This window comes from Anaerolinea thermolimosa, from assembly GCF_001050195.2.
GTDB lineage: Bacteria > Chloroflexota > Anaerolineae > Anaerolineales > Anaerolineaceae > Anaerolinea > Anaerolinea thermolimosa.
In genome coordinates this window covers 60135-79276 of record NZ_DF967965.1, presented here as the reverse complement: position 1 = coordinate 79276, position 19142 = coordinate 60135, and the positions used below count along the sequence as shown (strand labels likewise).

Here is a 19142-nt window from a genome sequence, read left to right as displayed (position 1 = left end):
GACCGGTCACTCCCCGTGTTTCACCCTCCACGGCCACTCCCGCCTGGGGGGGTTCCCCAGCACACCTGGCTTACGGGTGCGCACATAGCGGTAAGCTTCCACCAGGTTTTCGGGAGGCGTCTCAACACCGGTCACATTACTGGTAAAAAGAAACATTCCCCTGCCGCCATCCGTGCAATCCAGGAAGTAATCAATCTCCTCCCGCACATCTTCCAGCGTTCCAAACGGCAGCGTACGTGAAACGCTCAACCCCGTGAATAAGAGCAATTCTTCTCCCATGCGGCTGCGTAAACCACGCAGCTCGCACAGATCAATCCCAAGTTCGTACTGAAATCCCTGCAATCCGCTAAATCCAATCTCTATAAAATCTGAGAGCAGTGGGCGCACATCGCCATCGCAATGATGCACCAGGCGCACACCGGCATCCACCAGCGGCTCGACAATCATCCTGACCGTTGGGAAGTAATAGCGTCGCAGAAAAGTCGGTGAAACCATCGGCCCGCTGTTGTTGCACAGATCTTCTCCACAGAACATGATCGGAACCAGATCATATTCCCGGTAGAGTTTAACCAGAATTTTCGCCCGTTCACGTGATTGTACCGCCCGCGCCCAGTAAATCTTTCCTACAGCTTCCGGGTAAAGCGCACAGGCCGTCCAGAAGGCCGTATAGCCCACTTCGGTATACAAAGGAAAATGCCCCCCCATTTCCCAGAAGTTCGGCACCGGCTGGATGCCTCCCCAATTCTGAAAGGCACGTTCAAAATAATCGCGGTAGCGTTCTTCGGCAGCGACAGCATCGAACGTGGCAAGGATTTCCTTCTCCGAATCCGGGTACATCTCTGCCAGCTCCAGCACTTCTTCCGGTTCCACCCCCCTGAAGCTTTCCTCCTGTACCAGCCCGGTGCGGATCTGATCCAACCCCAGCGGAATGACCGGCTGTACCATACCGTCCACATCCAGGGCCTGGTGGGCCGCAATGACAGCGCGCTCCGGGTCAGCCAGATACTCCCTTTCATCCATCCCCGCAATCCGCGCCAGCACCCGGCCACCGCCGATCCAGCCTCCAATGGTAGGCACACGATCGACTTCTAACCCCCGCACCTGTCGCATCAATCGTTCCTTCTTCGTGAGCTCAACCATTTTTGCCTCCTGCTTATAGGACCTGGTCAGACAACCTCTTCTGGATGTTGTAGACTCTTAAATCCCCTCATTTCGATTACTGACCTCAATCGTTGATCTCGATCCAAAGATCAACCCCGGCCGAAGCATCGAGTCGTAAAACTGGCACCCCCTCTGGCGTTTCCTCCCAGCCTGAGCGGGCAGCAAGCTTCCTTCCGGGCAGGCGCAGCATGATTGAAAGCGGAGCAGGGCTTACCTGAAAATGAATCTGCCCCGCGCCGGTGACCGAACGCAACCTCACCTCACCCCCATCCTCCGGAATCACCAGCGTACGTGTTTCGTCACCGGGGTAAAGATCAACCTCCCAGCGTGAAGGCGGCGTGCCCTTGAGGTGTTGAGGAACTTCGGCATAGCGTGGAATCAACGCCCCCTGGCGCACAAAGAGCGGCACCCGTTCGAGGGGGGCGGGCACACGGTGGTACCCCGGTCCCTCAAAGCACACCCCCGGATCTTCAAACTGCCTCCAGACCCCCCGCGGAAAGTACACCACCCGTTCTCGTGCGCCTTCCTGAAAGACCGGTGCCACCAGCAAATCAGAGCCCAGCAAGTACTGATCATCGATGGAATCTACGCCGGGTTCTCCCTGAAACTCAAAGACCATCGGGCGCAAGATGGGCATTCCATCTGAAGCGGCTTCCCATGCCTGTGCCAGCAGATAAGGCATAAGGGAATACCGCAGACGGGCATAATCACGCACTACTTTCAGGGCAGTGGGGCCAAATTCCCATGGTTCACGCGGCGTCGTGCCATGGAACCGAGCCAGCGGCGAAAGCAGTCCAAACTGTGCCCAGCGGATATACAGTTCTTCAGAGGGTCGCGCCCCCACAAAACCGCCTGTATCATGACTCCAGAAAGCCTCACCGGTGAACGCCGCTGAAAGCCCTCCCCGCAGTGCGCCACGCATTCCTTCCCAGGTTACCTGAGTATCACCGGCCCACGATCCCGGGTAACGCTGACTGCCAATGTACCCCGGCCTGCGCCAGATCACTCCCTGCCCCTTTACCGCTCTCACTGCCTCAAAAACCGTCTCGGCATAAAGATGGACATAGAGATTATGCATCTCTCGCCCGCTCTTCCCGTTGAAAAATACCGCATCCTCAGGGATACGATCTCCGAAATCCACTTTGAAGGCCGAGGCTCCCCGGCGGAGCAGGTCTTTGAGCCACCCCTGCCACCAGGCTTTCGCCTCGGGGTTGGTAAAGTCCACAATCCCCGCCTGCAATCCCAGTTCCAGCCCCGAAATTCCCCCGTGAGAATCTTTAACAAGGAATCCCCGGTCACGGGCTTCAGCAAATCGTGGGCTGTCGTGAGGCAGGTAGGGGTTAATCCACAGGCAAATGTTGAAACCCCGGGCGGCGAAGTCAGAGAAGAAGTCTTCCGGCTCACCCCATCCGGCTGTATTCCACGAAAAGTCACACACTTCCACGCCGATTTCGTTGTAATACCCCTTTTTCATCCAGGTGGGGTCTACCGAGAACACGTCGCAGGGAATAGATTCGGCGCGCAAACGCTCGGCCACTGCGGTCATGACCTTGCGGTTCGGGTAAGCCGCGCGGCTCATCCAGACCCCCAGCGCCCACCTGGGCAACAGAGCGGGTTTCCCGGTCAGGTCAGTGTAGAGGCGCGTGAGCTCTTTGAGGGTGGGGGCAAGCATCAGGTAAAGGTCCAATTGCGGCTCCTCCACCATCAGCGCCCCCGTAGCGTAGGAAAAGGACCCCACCTCCCAGAAAGAACGATAGGCACTGTGCAGCATCAACCCCCAGCCAGCGGTCGAAAAGAGCACCGGGACGGCCTTATAGCTCAGATCTGTGGTGTTAGAACCGCAGGTATCGGCTTCCCAGATCGTTGCACGGGTAGCCGTCTTCTCAAAACGGGTGAATTTTTCGCCCAGGCCATAAAAGCGATCCTGGTTTCTCATCCGCCAGCTCAAGAAGGCCCAATCTTCTCCTTCTCTCCGGCGAAAACCAAAAGGCGGAGCCGTAAGCAGCCCTACCAGGGTCTCGGTTTCACTCTCAAAGATCCGTTCTCCTGTCGGCGAAAGCAACAGCAGGCTGAAGGGAGCTTTTGCCACCCACAGGCGGTAATCTCCCAGGCCAATCTCCCACGCCTTCTCATCTTCTCTCACCTGCAGGGGTGGGGGCGGGGCTTCTCGCGGCACCAGCATGGGGCTGGCATCCGCAAAAGCTGGCTGCCCCTGCCAGAACCGCAGCCGCAGTACCTGCGGAGTGATCCCTTCCACCGAAAAACCCGCCTGTGCCCCCGAAGCAAGGGTTAACCCCGCAAAAAAGCGCCCCTCTTCAATGGTGGCTGTTGCGATCCGTACCGCGTGGTCATAGGTGTACCCCACACGATGAAAAATCCGACTGTCTTCAGGGAAAATCGTTTTTCCCTGCAGGAATTTTCGCGGGTAATCATCATCCTGATAGGTTGGGAGATCCATAAATACCCTCCTTAAAAAGCCTCCCATCAGCCCCAGGCTGACGCAAAAGGGGCGGGAAGGCCCGCCCCCGATACGCTTAAAACCCTCTGGCGAGGTGATAATACACCTCATTCCAGCGCAATTCTTTCTTGAACTCCTCAAGCCGGGTATCTTCGCCGATGCGCAGGAACTCAATCCCTGCCATAGCCGTAAAATCTTCGATATGCTCAGCAGTAAGTGCCTGGCTGAAGCTGGTATGATGTGCACCACCCGCTAAAATCCAGGCCGCGGCGGCCACTTTAAGGTTTGGTTTTGGCGCCCACACCACCCGCGCCACGGGCAGTTTCGGCAAAGGAGCATCGGGCGGCACCACCTCCACATCGTTGACGATCATGCGGAAACGATTACCCAGATCAATCAGTGAGGCATTGATTGCCGGACCTGGCTTTACGTTAAATACCAGCCGTGCGGGGTCGGCCTTGCCGCCAATTGACAGCGGGTGAACCTCCAGAGAGGGCTTCCCCTCGGCAATCGAGGCGCACACCTCCAGCATGTGTGCACCGAGCACCTTCATCCCCGCCGGGTTGAAATGATAGGTGTAGTCTTCCATAAAGGAAGTTCCACCGGGCAGGCCTGCGGCCATCACCTTCATCGCCCGTACCAGCGCGGCAGTTTTCCAGTCGCCTTCTGCCCCAAAGCCGTAGCCATCGGCCATCAATCGCTGTACCGCAAGGCCGGGTAGTTGAGCCATTCCATAGAGATCCTCGAAGGTGGTGGTAAAAGCCTTAAACCTGGCTGAAGCTGGTATGATGTGCACCACCCGCTAAAATCCAGGCCGCGGCGGCCACTTTAAGGTTTGGTTTTGGCGCCCACACCACCCGCGCCACGGGCAGTTTCGGCAAAGGAGCATCGGGCGGCACCACCTCCACATCGTTGACGATCATGCGGAAACGATTACCCAGATCAATCAGTGAGGCATTGATTGCCGGACCTGGCTTTACGTTAAATACCAGCCGTGCGGGGTCGGCCTTGCCGCCAATTGACAGCGGGTGAACCTCCAGAGAGGGCTTCCCCTCGGCAATCGAGGCGCACACCTCCAGCATGTGTGCACCGAGCACCTTCATCCCCGCCGGGTTGAAATGATAGGTGTAGTCTTCCATAAAGGAAGTTCCACCGGGCAGGCCTGCGGCCATCACCTTCATCGCCCGTACCAGCGCGGCAGTTTTCCAGTCGCCTTCTGCCCCAAAGCCGTAGCCATCGGCCATCAATCGCTGTACCGCAAGGCCGGGTAGTTGAGCCATTCCATAGAGATCCTCGAAGGTGGTGGTAAAAGCCTTAAACCCACCCTGCTCCAGGAAAGCCCGCATTCCCAGCTCAATGCGCGCCGATTCACGCAGCGATGCCCGCTGACTGCCGTCCTTTCTCAGCGCCTCAGCCAGCACATAACTTTCCTCGTACACCTTCAGCTGGCGGTCAATTTCGGCATCGCTCACCTGGTTAATGTAGTTCACCAGCTCGCCTACGCCATACCCGTTGACCGAATAACCGAGGCGAATTTGCGCTTCTACTTTGTCACCCTCGGTAACGGCCACCTCGCGCATATTGTCACCAAATCGGGCCACCTTCATTCCCTGCATCTCATGCCAGCCGCAGGCTGCACGCGCCCAGGCTCCCAGGCGATCACGCACTTCTTCATCCTGCCAGTGGCCCACAATCACCTTGCGCTCCAGCCGCAGGCGCGAACCAATGAACCCAAACTCGCGGTCCCCGTGCGCCGACTGGTTGAGATTCATAAAATCCATATCAATCTCATCCCAGGGAATATCGCGGTTGAACTGCGTGTGCAGGTGCGCGAAGGGTTTACGCAGGGCATTCAGCCCGGCGATCCACATCTTGGCAGGCGAAAATGTGTGCATCCAGGTCACCAGGCCCACGCACAGCGGCGCGGCGTTCGCCTCCTGGCAGAGATGATAAATCGACTCCGGAGTCGTCAGGACGGGTTTGGCTACCACCCGCACCGGAATTTGTGGTGCCTGATCCAGAGCACGTGCAATCGTCTGCGAATGGGCATCCACCTGTTCAAGGGTTTTCGGCCCATAAAGGCTCTGGCTGCCCGTGACAAACCAGATTTCATATTGCTTCAGATCAATCATGGCAAACCTCCTGTTCTAAGAAAAAGAAGAGACCGCCGATTTTAAGGGACGATAACGGTGCGTACATGCTCACTGAAATGCTCCAGATCATCCAGTGCCGCATTGATGGCCCCGGCTTCCAGCGGGATTGTGCGCGACACCACCTCCGAAAGGTCGAGTGCCCCTCGCCGTGCCAGTTCGATCAACAACGGGAGTTCCTGAAGCAAATGATCGTTTGAGCCAATCAACTCACGCTCAGGGCCAAGCAACTCGCGGTATGTATCCACAGAAATGGGACGGTCACTGATCCCAACGATCACCGCCCGCCCGAAAACCGCCAGTGAACGTAATGCCTGCTCCATGGTGATGGGCAAGCCAATCAATTCCAGCGCCACATCCACCCCATACCCGCCGGTGAGCCGACGAATCTCTTCGACGGGGTCGGTGCGGGCCGCATTCACCGGCGTGGCGCCCACTTTTTCAGCCAGGCTCAGTTTGTGCTCCGAGATATCCACTGCAAAGACTTCACGCGCGCCGAACGCCCGTCCCAGCTGAATCGCCGAGTAGCCCAGTCCGCCCACACCAAAAACTGCCAGCGTCTCACCACCCCGCAGGCGCGATTTTCGCAAAGCATGCAGGGCAGTGGCCGAGGCGCACATCAGTGTGGCTCCCTGCTCAAACGAAATTTCCTCCGGCAGGAGCACTGCATTGCGTTCAGGCACGGCAATGAACTCAGCGTAACCACCATCGGTGTAATGGCCGATCATCCGCCCGCTTTCACAGAACTGCTCACTGCCGGCACTGCAGTAAAAGCAATTCCCGCAGGTCACCATGTAATGAAGACACACCCTGTCTCCCGGCCTGACGCGCCTGACCTCCCGCCCCACGGCTTCTACCACACCGGCCACCTCATGCCCCAGCGTCATGGGCAACGGGTACACGGGAGATTTCCCGGCGCGATAATGCACATCCGAATGGCAAATTCCGGCAGCGCGCACCCGCACCAGCACATCATGCTCCCCTACCGATGGGATGGGCACCTGGTGTAATTCAAGAGGCTTTCCCACCTCTACCAGCCGTACCGCTTTCATCTTCTCAGCACCTGCTTTCCACACAGGCGAGGCCCGGTCAAAGGCCTCGCCTGTACATACTATGGATTAAATCTTTGCCAGCCGGATGACATTCCAGGAGGCAGCTGGCAGTTCTGCCGAAAGCTTCCCACCGGCAATATGGGCGCCTTCACGCCGCGTGGGAACCACATTGTTGGGATTCTCCAGTGTGTTCACGGCCTTGAGATCCGGGTGAACCATGACCAGGTGCTCTTTGACCCGATAACCGCTGAGATCTTGCCCGGCGCTCTCCAGCGGGAGGGATTTCTCCAGGTCACGGTTGACGGCAAAGAGGGTAATCTCATCATTCTGCGGGTTGAACACCCCCACGGCTTCCAGCGTGGGCACTTCGCCGAATTCAGCATCGATGTAGTGCGGACTGCGCACGTTTAAATTCAACGCCGTGCCGCGCCCAAACAGGGAAGCGTGCTGGAAGGGATAATAAATCGTTTGCCGCCAGGCGCCGCCACCATTGACGGTCATGATGGGGGCAATCACATTGACTAGCTGCGCCAGGCAGGCCATCTTCACCCGATCGGCATGTTTAATCAGGGTGATCAGCATACAGCCTACCAGAAGCGCATCCTCGAAGGTGTACACATCTTCCAGGAGCGGCGGGGCTACCTGCCAGGGTTCCATTTTCCTGTCCGCTTCATGGGAATGGAACCATACATTCCATTCGTCGAAACTCAGGTAAAGGGTTTTCTTACTGCGTTTCTTGGCCTTCACATAATCACAGGTGGCAACCACACTGCGGATGAAGTGATCCATGTCCAGCGATTTAGCCAGGAAGTTTGGGGTATCGTTCTTTTGATTACCGTAGTAAGTATGCAGAGAAATGTAATCCACATGCTCATAAGTGTGATCGAGAACAGTGGCTTCCCAGGCCGGGAAGGTCGGCATACCACTGCCTGAACTGCCACAGGCTACCAGCTCGAGGTTTGGATCGGTCCATTTCATCACCTTGGCCGTTTCGCAGGCCACCCGTCCGTATTCTTCCGCCGTTTTATGACAGATCTGCCACGGGCCATCCATTTCGTTTCCCAGGCACCACACCTTGATGTTATGCGGGTCAGCATGACCATTGGCGCGGCGCAGGTCGCTCCAGGCCGTGCCGCCCGGATGATTGCAATACTCTACTAGGTTTCGAGCCTCTTCTGGCCCGCGCGTACCCAGGTTCACCGCCATCATCACCTGCGTCCCCGCTTTACGGCACCAGTCTACAAACTCATCCACTCCCACCTGGTTGGTTTCTACACTTCGCCAGGCCAACTCCAGGCGGCGCGGTCGTTTTTCTTTCGGGCCAATACCGTCTTCCCAGTTATAGCCCGAAACGAAGTTTCCGCCAGGATAACGCACGATGGGTGTATTCAGGCCACGCACCAGTTCCAGCACGTCGCCACGAAAGCCCTGCTCGTCGGCCGCAGGATGCCCCGGCTCATAAATACCGCCATACACCGCCCGCCCCAGATGCTCAATAAACGAGCCGTACAGGCGCGGGTCAACCTCGCCGATGGCGAACTCTTCATGCAGGGTAAGGATTGCTTTATGTTCCATGGGTTTACCTCGAGTTGGGATTCTGATCATGATTATATGATAAAACGCCCCAAACAGAGCGATAACGTTCACGAAAATGCCGTATCATCCTTTCGCCCCACGCCGCTCCAAAGGCTTTCAGGGTCAGAACGGCTGCCTGCCACCGCTGAGATCATCCCTGAGGATACTTGATCTGATTGAGAAGCTCATTCTCCGGGCGCGACTTATAAAAATCATCCAGCGGGTAACAGCCAGAGACCAGCCCGTGCCGTGGGGCGGTGGTGCAATCACTGAACGTGCGGCAGAGATATTTGCGCTGTACTCCCCGACCCGAAAGCACGTCTGCCGGGAGCTGTGGATACGCCAGCATTGACCTGCCCAGCCCCACCAGGTCGGCCATGCCACGGCGCACCACGGCCTGCGCCACATGGGGTATATATTCCTGCAGGTACGAATAAGCCGACCCCACCATGGTTAATCCGGGAAAACTCGCCTTGAGGGCCGCTGTGACTTGTATCTGACGGGCAACGCCCACCAGCGGGTCCTCGAAAAGCTGATAGCCATCGGAGGGCGGAAAATACGCCGGACGCTGGATGTGCGGGTTGGTATACGGACTGCCAGCAGTGATACAGATCAGTCTGACCCCCCACGCCTGCAACATGGAAAGAAAGGCCGCCGGTTCCCGCAGGTCAATACCAAGCCCTGTGCCATCTCCCCCGAAAGCATAAGGGTAAACCCCCTGCCATGGCATGGGCGTACCCGTCCCCTCAGGCCCGGGCTGGAAGGGTAAAAAATCAAACGCACTCAGCCGTACCCCCACCCGCAGACCGGGCGCCCGTTGTCTGATTCCGCGGATGATTTCACGCGCCGGGCGGGTGCGGTTTTCCAGACTGCCCCCATACCGCCCGGGACGGTCAACTGCGCTCAGAAATTCATGCAGTAAATACCCGTGGCAGTGCTTGATGTCCACAAAATCAAAGCCTGCTTCTTCAGCCAGCACGGCCGCCCGAATAAAATCTTCAATGATCTCATCCACCTCATCATCGCTCATCACATTCCGTGATGGGAAAGGCAACCCAACCCGTTCATTGAGCAGAGGATGATCGTAAGCAAGGCGCGGCGCGGGTTTGCCTTGAGGGCGGGCATAACGCCCGGAGTGAGTCAGCTGCAAACCCACCACCAGCCCGGCCCGTGAACCGTATGCTTCCTCATGCGCGGTTACCAGTTCTTTACGCAGATTTTCTAAATCGGCCAGGGTCTCCCGATGAATCATCAGCTGGTTGGGGTTGGCACGCCCATCTGCGCGAATGGCAACCGCCTCACCACCCCAGATCAGCTTTGCCCCGCTTTGACCAAAGCGGCGCCAGCGGCGCAGCGTGAGCTGCGTGGGTCGCCCCTCCGGGGTACCGTCCCACCCTTCCATGGGCAGCACACAAAACCGATTGCCTACCTCCAGGCCATCTACCTGAAGAGGCCGGGCCAGGGGTGAAGCCGGCGCCGGCTCGATCACCTCGTCAAAGGGCAGTTCCAATCCGAGTTCCTCCAGCCGCGCCAGAAAAGCCGCCGGTTTACGCAAAGATGCAATCTTCGGATAGGGCATATTTTCATCTCCACGCATGACAGTAATTACAGACGCCGCAGATGAAAACCACCATCCACATTAATGACTTCACCGGTGGAGTAGGGTAAGGCACCTTCGGCCAGCATGACCACCGCCCGCGCCACATCATCGGGTTGTCCCCAGCGGCGCAAGGGGAGCAGCCCTCCGTCGATTAACCGATCATATTTTTCCCGCACCCCGGCGGTCATCTCGGTAGCAATGATGCCGGGGCGCACCTCATAGACTCTGATGCCCTCCTCCGCCAGGCGGTCGGCAAAAAGACGGGTCATCATGGCCATTCCGGCCTTCGAGAGGCAATACTCGGCCCGGTTCACACTGGAGGTATACGCCGAGATCGAGCCGATATTGATGATCGCCGGGGTGAGGCCATCTTCCCGGTCTGCCTGAGCCATCATCACGCGCGCCACCCGGCAGGTGAGGAAGAACGGCCCTTTGAGATTGGTGGTCATCACCTCATCATAACTGGTTTCACTCACCTCCAGCAGGTCGGTGCGTACACGCGGGGCTATTCCGGCGTTGTTGACCAGCAAATCCACCCTTCCGAAAGAATCCAGCACCGTCTGGATGAGGTGCTCTCGCCCGGTCTCTTCGGAGACATCCGCCTGCACCGGCAGCGCCCGCCCTCCTCCATTTACGGCGGCGCGGCGCGTCTCTTCAGCGGCCTCTGCATGCGCAAGGTAACTGAACACCACCTGCCAGCCACGGGCAGCCAGCGCCAGAACAATTGCGCGGCCAATACCACGGCTTCCACCGGTTACCAGTGCCGATTTAATCTCCATGCAGCACCCTGAAACAGGCTTCAAGGAAGAAATAATCTCCCCACATGACCGATTCATCCACGCCCAGCCCTTTGCGAAGATGGTAAATGCCGTGTTTGAGCACCCCGTCCCATTCACGTTCCTCAAGGGCCAGAAATTCGGGCTCGCACAATGTATCAAGAATTTGCAAGGCATATTCCCGGTAGACGCTGGCAGGCCGTCGCGCAGGGCTCAGCCCGGCCAGTTGAAGCAGACCACTCGCCGCAATGGCCGCCGCCGAACTTTCATAAGGATAGAGCGGATCGGGTTCATCCCAGTCATTCGGCGGGACGCCATGCGCGGGGGTTCGCTCCATATAATAACGAGCACAGGCTTCAGCTGTGTCTAAAAAACGGGGATCACCCGTAAGGCCGTAAACGGTGCCAAAACCATACAGCGCCCACGCAAGCCCCCTTGCCCAGCTCGAGTCACTCCGCCATCCCTGCTGGGTTGACTGCCGCAGGAATTCTCCCGTCTCCGGGTCAAAGATACCCTCATGGGCAGTAGAGCCGTCACCGCGCACCAGGGTTCGGCGGGTGGTCAGGCAGTGACGGAGCGCCTTCTCTTCCAGCGCCGTATCCCCTGTCTGCCGGGCGGCGTAAAACACGATCCCAACGTTCATCATGATATCGATAAACAGGCTGTTTTCAGCCAGGAAAGAATGCAAATACTGTCCCTTCTCGCGATAGCGCAACCCCATCGTCTGTCCGGCTTCGATGAGCACCGCCTGATGTTCCGGGTCTCCGGTCAGGTCATACCAGGGTTTCCAGGTTGGCCAGAACAGAAAGCCCAGATCGTGTACGTTCCGGTCGGTTTTTCGTCCTTCGATGAGCCGCGCATAATGTTCAGCAAGCCTGCGCCATTCAGGCTCACTGGTATGCTGGTAGAGCAGCCAGAACTGCCCTCCAGGGAACCCCTCGCACCAGTTGGTCCACACCTCACCGCTGAAGTCCCACTTCCCGCCGGTGGTGTACATAGGAAATTGATCGGGATGTTCCCTCACCAGACGGCGGAGTTTTTGTGCCGCGCAGAGAAACACTCTTTCCAATCTCTGCCTCATCTCCTCATCACCTCCCGGTTCATTCTTCCCAGTCATGGAGATCAAGCCGGCGCATGGCTTTGATCCGACTGCGATGGGCTTTTTCGCGGGCTCTCCCGGCGCCTGACGGCCGCGTGGGTTTCCGAACCCGGGGAACCTGGCTGGCTTTTCGAATCAGCGCTACCAGCCGCCGGATGGCATCGGCGCGATTCTGCTCCTGGGTGCGATAGGCATGAGCCTCGATGATCAACACCCCCGCATCATTCATCTTTCGTCCTGCCAGGCGCGCTAACCGTTCCTTTACTTCAGGCGGCAGAGAGGGAGAACGAATTACATGAAACCGAAGCTGTACCGCGCTGGAAACTTTATTCACATTTTGCCCGCCGGGGCCAGGGGCGCGGATATAGTCGAACTGCAATTCGCTCTCGTCCAGTTTTATCGAAGGACTCACCTCAATCATAAGCAAAGTATAGCAACAAAGGCTTCTATTTCTCCAACTACTTTTGCGGTCTCCGCTTCTGCGTTTTCCTTCGGCGATGGCACTGGTGAACAGCATGGCATAAAGGTCACCCATCTTGATCTGCTCGCGCAGATATGCCCATACCAGCGCTACCTTTTTCATCCACAGGCAAAGCGCCAGTGCAGAAGAAAAACCCGTCTCAACGGGGCGGCTCGCAAAGCGTACCGGTCAGAGAAGCCCCTCGATATTGATCTTGTTCCTGCCCGGGATGGATGATGGCTTCGTTCAGGAATTTCTCCCCGCCATCACCCATCCTGCGGAACTTATGATCTTTGAACAATAAAACGCACCTGCCCGGTCAATCCCCACGGCCAGAACACGTAATCCGGAGTGAAGCTTTCATCCGTGCGCCGGAAGGATCGCCAGTCCGTCCAGGGTTCATGTTCAGGGGCACGGTGCAGTGGGCCCAGCATGTTGCGCGGGCTGCTGACCACCTCGATCCCAACCCGGTTTTCTCCGGGCTGAAGGAAGCGGGTGAGTTCCAGTCCGTTCGCCGCCCGCCACGGAATATGCCCCACCTTCTGATCATTGACGTGCACCACCACATGCACCCCGCTGAAGGGTCCAAGGTGGAGAAATACGCGCTCTCCGGGAGAAAATTCCACGCGGGCATGGTAAATCATCCCGCCGGCGTAGTGCGGGTACCCCTGGGCAGTCCAATCCCCGGTGTGCAGCCGTTCCGGTTCAGCAACCATCACCCGGTCGAGTGAAACACCAAAATCGCCCAGCAGGTAACAGTCTTCCAGCTCCATGGATTGAGTGTAACTGCAGGAGATCACCAGCTCATTGTCTCCCTTTTGCAGTGCCGGAAGAAGCACTTTCTTGAAGGCACGATCCAGGTACCATCCCACAGAGCTGGCAGAGACAGGCTGGCCGTTCAGCATGATCTCAAAGAGTTCGGCCCTCTCCAGAAGCAAATACACCGGCTTTTGCGGTACAACCTCAACCTTGAAAGTGAACCGCATCTCCATGGGCGTTCCATCACCAGGGTGAGGGTTCAGCGCCCAGCGGTAACGCTGAGGAAGGCCGTTGTAATAAATTGAACGCATACCCAGTCTGCGGCGCAACTCGTCCTGCGCCTGCCACACCTGCATCAGTTCAGACCATGCTTCACCCTTCACCCGCCACTGGCAGAAATCGAGAGTGAGCAGGTTGGGATCGGTGCGGCTGAACTCAAACGATGGCCCGGCATAGCACACACGCGCCGGTGTTTGCACCTGCCGTACATCACCCCGACGCGCTCCCTCACCGGGCCGGGTCGCTCCGGCTGGAGAGCGCGAGATCATATACAACCGCGAACCCGCCGGGGCAAATTCGGCTTCAAAGTGGAACATCCCATCACGCAGAGTCGCCTCCACAGGGCGCGTTTCACCGGTGAGAGCGTCCCACTCTTCCAGGCACCCCTCAACAAACTCTCCCGCTTCCAGCGCCACACTCACCCGGTAGCTCTGGTGGCGGTCATTATTGACCACAAAGAAAGCCATTCCCTCTTCCATTTTACGTTGCATGGTGAGCAGGCGGGCGGCCTGCTGGCCCTGAGGGGTCACCAGCAAAATCCGCCGCGGAAGGAGCGCCTCGAGAGCACGGTTGAGTTGAGCAGGGGTTTTCAGCACGGTCACCCCGGGCTTTTGCCATAATTTTGCAAGGTGTGGGTCAGAAACAGCACCCACACAATCGGGCAGGGGTTCAAAACCCAGCACTGCACCGCCAGCATCCAGGAAGCGGGTGAGCAATGCCACCGTGGAAGGCAGCAGAGTTCTGGTTTCGGGGGGGATGACAACCACCCGATAACGAGCCCGGCCCACGCCAATCTGGTTCCCTTCCACGATCCCATCGGTAGCCATGATCTGCTCATCGCCGAAGTCAAAATCGTAATGCGTGGCAAGCTGAGCCTGAACAAAGGTATTCAACCGTTCACCAAAGGCGTTCACCTGTTGCACCCGTTCTTCCCCCTCGCCCAGCATCATCCAACCCGTCGATACCGGATGGATCATCAGCACATCGCGCACGGCGTGGCCCCTGCTTAAAATACTCCCCAGGCGGGCAAAGTAATCTTCAACCACCCCGTTGTATTCCCACCAGGTGGTGTTGTAGTTGAAGGACGGGGGGTAATCCCGCTTGCGACAGCCGCGCAGGGAGTACAGCGCCAGGTGCTGACAGCGCAGGTTCACCCCCAGCACGTATTGCCAGTCACCATTCCACTTCTGCCCTTCAAAGGTGAACTCCCAGCCCGAACAGCCATACGTTTCAGAGAGCACCCGGCGCCGCCCAAATTGATTGGCCACACTGCTGCATTGCTTAATGGTGATGAACTCGTGGTTTTGCTCGGTGAGCATGTCAATCCCGGGCACCTGCTGGTAACGGTAATGCGGCATGATCGCCCCGCCCCGCAAAATACCGTGCCCCATTTCGGCCTCGTTGAGGTAATGACCGGTAAATGCCAGCCCGTTGGCCTCGCACCACTCCCCCAGTTGTCTGGAATAGGCTTCGGTAAAACGCTGGCTGATCGTATACCAGAAGTCATGCCGAACCCTGGCGGCCGGTTCACCATCGTAAAAAAGCCAGGGGAGACCATCCAGCAGGTCCCAGCCGCGGCGCTCACGGAACATCTCCACCAGACCATCTGTCCAGGGAAGCGCCCGCCGCCCGGCCGGTGAATGGTGGCTGAAAATATTCGGCTCATCGGTGAAAATCCCCGGCACCGCCCGGCCAAATTCCTCACCGACCTCTTTCCGATAAGCCTCGTAGGTGATGTCCAGAAATGCCGCCACCGAATCGGGGTTGAGGTTATCGGCATAGGCATCGTCGTTGAACCACTCACTCGGGCCCGAAATCTCGCGCCGGAAGATCAAAGCCACCTCACCCGGCTGAAGCTGTTCCTGCGCTGAAGTCAACCTGCGGGCGGCTCTGATTTCACTTCCATCAATCACTGCCGCAAAAAGCGCCAGCGCCTCATCCGCATCGGGGGGAAGGCTGGAGCATTCTTCCACCGAGAGAATCTTTGCCCGGAAGGCATCGCCGCCGCGCGCCGGCACCAGCCCCCCCGCAAAGCCCGAAGGCCAGCGGTCTTCATCGTACAACCAGGCATACATCCCGGCCTGCCGAGCCGCCTGCACCGTCTGGCGAATGCACTCCATCCATTCCGGGCCCATGTAAGGGGTCTCCAACCCTTCTCGTGAATGCATGAAGAACCCGCCCATACCATGGGCTTTCATATCCTGCACCTGCCGTACCAGCTCATCCACCTGCAGGCGATCATTCCACGACCAGAAAGGCGCCCCTCGAAAGGTAGCAGGAGGGGTCAAGAAATCTTTACGAATCTGTTCCATGGGGTTAACTCCTGTGAAGTACAACCTTAACACAGTGATGTCGGTGATTCAGGAATGTGAACTTTTCCCGTTTAAAGTGTACTACAGGCTTAAAAAGGAAAGAGCCTATTCAGGTATCGAACCTTCTCTCCGCTCCATCCGCGCCGTCCTCTTTTCGCACAGAGCGGCGGCAGGCATCCAGAAAAACCGGGATGGTGAGAGGGGTCTCTTTCCATCCCAACCGTCTGGCCAGCCGCACCAGTTGTGGAGGCTCCACAAACGTCTGCGCCAGGATTTCGGCTTCTCCCAGCACCTCATCCGCGGGGCCATCCAGCAGCACCTGCCCGCCCCCCAGTGCAATGACCCGCGTGAAGTTCTCGGCGCAAAAATCCATGTCGTGGGTGATGGTGATCACCGTCTTCCCCTCTTCTCTCAGCATCGCGATGACCCTGGCCATGCGCGCCACACTTTGCCAGTCCTGGCCGGTAGTGGGTTCGTCAAAGATCACAACCGGGGTATCCATCGAAAGCACCGCCGCCAGGGCAACCATTTTTCGCCAGGTGGGAGAAAGATCATAGGGGTTGGTACCTTCTCGCCCGGTGAGTCCGGTCCATGCAAGGGCACGGCGAACAAGTTGTTCCACCTTCTCCGGGGCATACCCCAGGTTACGCGGCCCAAAGGCCACTTCTTCAGCCACGGTTTTGCAGAAAAGCTGATCATCCGGGTTCTGAAATACATAACCCACCCTTGAGGCCAGGCGAGCCACCGAAACCGTACGGGTATCCCAGTCGCCCACCCGCACACAACCACGAGATGGCTGTAATAGCCCGTTGAAATGCTTCACCAGGGTGGTTTTCCCCGATCCGTTCTGCCCCACCATCGCCACCAGCTCGCCACCCTCTATGCGCAGGGTGATGCCGCGGAGCGCCTCTACCCCACCGGGATAACTGAAGTGAAGATCTTCGACTTCAATGTTCATGGCCTTCTCAGTCCTTCGCGAAAGCCCGTCTCTGCCTCATCCAGCGTCACCGGAAGGCGCCGGTCAGGCGGCCAAAGGGCCTCTTTTCTGCCTTCACGGGCAGCCAGGGTATAACGCGAGAAGCCAAAATGGTGCTCCAGCAAACGTTCGTCGGTAAGCACTTCGGCGGGGGTGCCTTCGGCAAGAATACGCCCGTTTTCGAGGGCGATGACCCGGTCGGCAAAGGCGGCCACCCATTCCAGTTTATGCTCCACCATTAATACCGTCATCCCCCTCAGAGCCATGTTTCGGATCACCCCGAAGACCTCGCGCGTACCAACCGGGTCGAGTTGAGAGGTCGGCTCATCCAGCACCAGCACTTTCGGCTCCATCACCAGGATTGAAGCCAGCGCCACCCGTTGCTGTTGACCACCCGAAAGAGCATAAGGCGATCGTTCCGCCAGATCGGTGATGCCAGTCAGAGCCATGACCTGCTCCACCCGCGCGGGCATCTCCGCTCGACTCACCCCCAGATTCTCCAGACCAAAGGCAATTTCTTCAAAAACCGTATATTTTGCGCCCGAAATCTGATTGAACGGATTCTGGAAAACCAGCCCCACACTGCGCACCCGCTGTTCCAGGCTGGCCTGGCGGCTTTCTACACCCGCCACCTCCACCGTGCCTTCCAGTTCCCCCTTAAAAAAGTGGGGAATGAAACCGGCCACGGTATAACACAGGGTTGATTTTCCCGCACCATTGGGGCCAATAACGGCCACGAACTCCCCTTCTTCTATATGCAGAGAAACATCCTCCAGTGCCGATTGTTCGGTCATCGGATACCGATAGGTGACGTGCTGCAAATCGACAATAACCAAGAACTGTCCTCCCTCAGCCAAAGAACCGTGCCGCCAGAGAAAGCACCACCAGCGCCACCATTAACCAGCGTACAGTACGGTCAAAGGGGGTGTCGTCAATCTCACGATAAGAAGTTTTCGGCCCGGTTGCAGAAAAAGCCCGCGCTTCAATGGCAATGGCACGTTCCTCCACCTCCACCAGCGAACCAAAAACCAGCGGCCCTACCAGCGGCACCAGCGCCCGCACCCTGCGGATGAACGACCCTTCCACCGCCAAACCGCGCGAACGTTGGGCGGCGATGATCGTCTGTGCTTTGGCCTGCATCTGCGGAAGAATCTGCAGCGTGGAAATAATCACATAAGCGACCGTTCCCGGTAAGCCCCGGCGGGTGAGGTCGGTCATTAATTCACTGGGATGCGTGGTGAGTAAAAACAAGATGAAAGACGAGACCATTCCAAAAATGCGCATGGAAATTAAAAAAGCTCTGGCAACGCTTTCCAGCGTCACCCTGAGGAACCAGAACCGGAAAAGCACCGTTTCTCCGCCGGGCAAGAAAAGGCTCTGCATGAGGAAGATAAAACCGGTCACTGGCACAAGCAGACGAAGCGCCGCGGCAAAAAATTCCCGCCCCACCCGCCCGATGATCGCCAGTGGGAAAATCACCAGCAGAATCAGGCAAAGGGCCGTCCAGTACCACGGGCTGAAAAAAGAAATCAACACCAGCGCGAAGGCCAGTGTGAGCTTTGTGAACGGGTTCAGGCGATGGATAGGGCTGTGGCGTTGAATATAGAACGAGAGCCGTTCGCGCATGAGAAACCTCTGCGGGGGGCTTTAAAAGGAGTCAGCCCCCCGCAACGCAGACCTTTCCCTACCGAATGCGAGAAGAGAGGAGACCCACCCCAATCACCACCACGGCCACCCCCAGACCGATCCAGAGGAAAGCCGGGTTAATCAGATTGGCAACCAGAATAGCCAGGACAACGAAGATGCCCACACCGATGAACAGCGCGCGCCGATCATCCTTCTCAGGGGTGGCATTCCCGGCACGTGGGAAGCGGGCAAGATACCGCGCTGATAGCCCGCGGAGGATGGCAAAAGCCAGGAAAGCCGTGGAAATTTTATCCACCGGCTCTACCAGGAAGTTGGTGCTGAGCACCGAGGTGAGTAAATCGCGCCCGGTCTGCAGCAGATACGCTGTAATGATGCTGGAACCGCTGGCCGTGATTCCTCCGTAGAGGTATACGCTGATCGGCGTCGAAACCGCGGCCGCAGTGAGCGCCACGATGAAACCGGTAATGGCCACCTTCCAGGTGTTGCGGAACAGACCGCCCTGTGCGCACCATCCGGTGACAAAACCGATGAAAAGTGCCACCGGGAACCACGGAAACGCACTGGGATCAATCGCCAGACCCCAGATAATGTTGGAAAGGGTTCCCGTAAGTGCACCCGCCCACGGCCCGCAAACCACCGCCACCAGCATGGTGCCGATGGAATCCAGGAACACTGGCAATTTAAGCAAAACCACAATTTGCCCGATGACCACATTGATGGCAATCGCCACCGGGATGAGCACCCAGGTCATCGTATTGAAGTCCTTTTTAATCGACTCGAGCAATTTCATGAGGCCCTCCTGAAAAAAGGAAAAAAAACGGAAGAACAGACCGGTTAT

Annotated in this window: 14 protein-coding genes and 1 pseudogene; all 15 read right to left on the bottom strand. The window is 57.7% G+C overall.

Annotation, left to right across the window (positions count from 1 at the left end):
- Positions 1-6: 6 nt before the first annotated feature.
- The 15 genes and pseudogenes from ATHL_RS00360 to ATHL_RS00285 all read right to left on the bottom strand — a co-directional run bounded on the left by ATHL_RS00360 (position 7) and on the right by ATHL_RS00285 (position 19094).
- Positions 7-1140, bottom strand: a complete 1134-nt coding sequence (locus ATHL_RS00360) for a uroporphyrinogen decarboxylase/cobalamine-independent methonine synthase family protein (RefSeq protein WP_062188741.1) — start codon at positions 1138-1140, stop codon at positions 7-9.
- A gap of 85 nt (positions 1141-1225) precedes the next feature.
- Positions 1226-3619 carry a TIM-barrel domain-containing protein gene (locus tag ATHL_RS00355; protein ID WP_062188740.1) on the bottom strand — a complete coding sequence of 798 codons (2394 nt, stop codon included), beginning with the start codon at positions 3617-3619 and terminating at the stop codon, positions 1226-1228.
- Positions 3620-3695: 76 nt separating this feature from the next.
- Positions 3696-4388, bottom strand: a pseudogene (locus ATHL_RS00350) (L-arabinose isomerase family protein); the annotation flags it as partial.
- Complete coding sequence (araA, locus tag ATHL_RS00345) at positions 4384-5751, bottom strand: L-arabinose isomerase (protein ID WP_084001049.1); 1368 nt, start codon at positions 5749-5751, stop codon at positions 4384-4386. The pseudogene ATHL_RS00350 and the gene araA, both read right to left, overlap by 5 nt.
- A 41-nt stretch (positions 5752-5792) precedes the next feature.
- On the bottom strand, positions 5793-6821 hold the full coding sequence (locus ATHL_RS00340; protein ID WP_062188739.1) for an alcohol dehydrogenase catalytic domain-containing protein: 1029 nt from the start codon (positions 6819-6821) through the stop codon (positions 5793-5795).
- 66 nt (positions 6822-6887) lie between these two features.
- The gene (gene arfA / locus ATHL_RS19450) at positions 6888-8426 is read right to left on the bottom strand and encodes an arabinosylfuranosidase ArfA (RefSeq protein ID WP_272897315.1); all 1539 of its coding nucleotides are present in this window, start codon (positions 8424-8426) and stop codon (positions 6888-6890) included.
- Positions 8427-8547: 121 nt separating this feature from the next.
- Positions 8548-9993, bottom strand: a complete 1446-nt coding sequence (locus tag ATHL_RS00325) for an NADH:flavin oxidoreductase (protein ID WP_236822303.1) — start codon at positions 9991-9993, stop codon at positions 8548-8550.
- An 8-nt stretch (positions 9994-10001) separates the two neighbouring features.
- Entirely contained in the window at positions 10002-10775 is a 774-nt protein-coding gene (locus tag ATHL_RS00320) for a 3-ketoacyl-ACP reductase (protein WP_084001048.1), read from the bottom strand.
- Positions 10765-11853 (bottom strand): glycoside hydrolase family 88 protein, encoded by a 1089-nt coding sequence (locus ATHL_RS00315; RefSeq protein WP_201797912.1) that lies wholly within the window; start codon positions 11851-11853, stop codon positions 10765-10767. The genes ATHL_RS00320 and ATHL_RS00315 overlap by 11 nt, the downstream gene beginning before the upstream one ends.
- A gap of 19 nt (positions 11854-11872) precedes the next feature.
- The gene (gene arfB, locus ATHL_RS00310) at positions 11873-12292 is read right to left on the bottom strand and encodes an alternative ribosome rescue aminoacyl-tRNA hydrolase ArfB (protein WP_062188805.1); all 420 of its coding nucleotides are present in this window, start codon (positions 12290-12292) and stop codon (positions 11873-11875) included.
- A 323-nt stretch (positions 12293-12615) separates the two neighbouring features.
- Positions 12616-15681 carry a glycosyl hydrolase gene (locus ATHL_RS00305; protein WP_062188735.1) on the bottom strand — a complete coding sequence of 1022 codons (3066 nt, stop codon included), beginning with the start codon at positions 15679-15681 and terminating at the stop codon, positions 12616-12618.
- Between the two features lie 109 nt (positions 15682-15790).
- Positions 15791-16639 carry an energy-coupling factor ABC transporter ATP-binding protein gene (locus tag ATHL_RS00300; RefSeq protein ID WP_084001047.1) on the bottom strand — a complete coding sequence of 283 codons (849 nt, stop codon included), beginning with the start codon at positions 16637-16639 and terminating at the stop codon, positions 15791-15793.
- Positions 16636-17493 carry an energy-coupling factor ABC transporter ATP-binding protein gene (locus tag ATHL_RS00295; protein WP_201797911.1) on the bottom strand — a complete coding sequence of 286 codons (858 nt, stop codon included), beginning with the start codon at positions 17491-17493 and terminating at the stop codon, positions 16636-16638. The genes ATHL_RS00300 and ATHL_RS00295 overlap by 4 nt, the downstream gene beginning before the upstream one ends.
- Before the next feature lie 13 nt (positions 17494-17506).
- Positions 17507-18283, bottom strand: a complete 777-nt coding sequence (locus tag ATHL_RS00290) for an energy-coupling factor transporter transmembrane component T family protein (protein WP_062188733.1) — start codon at positions 18281-18283, stop codon at positions 17507-17509.
- 58 nt (positions 18284-18341) lie between these two features.
- Complete coding sequence (locus tag ATHL_RS00285; protein ID WP_201797910.1) at positions 18342-19094, bottom strand: ECF transporter S component; 753 nt, start codon at positions 19092-19094, stop codon at positions 18342-18344.
- Positions 19095-19142 lie beyond the last annotated feature (48 nt).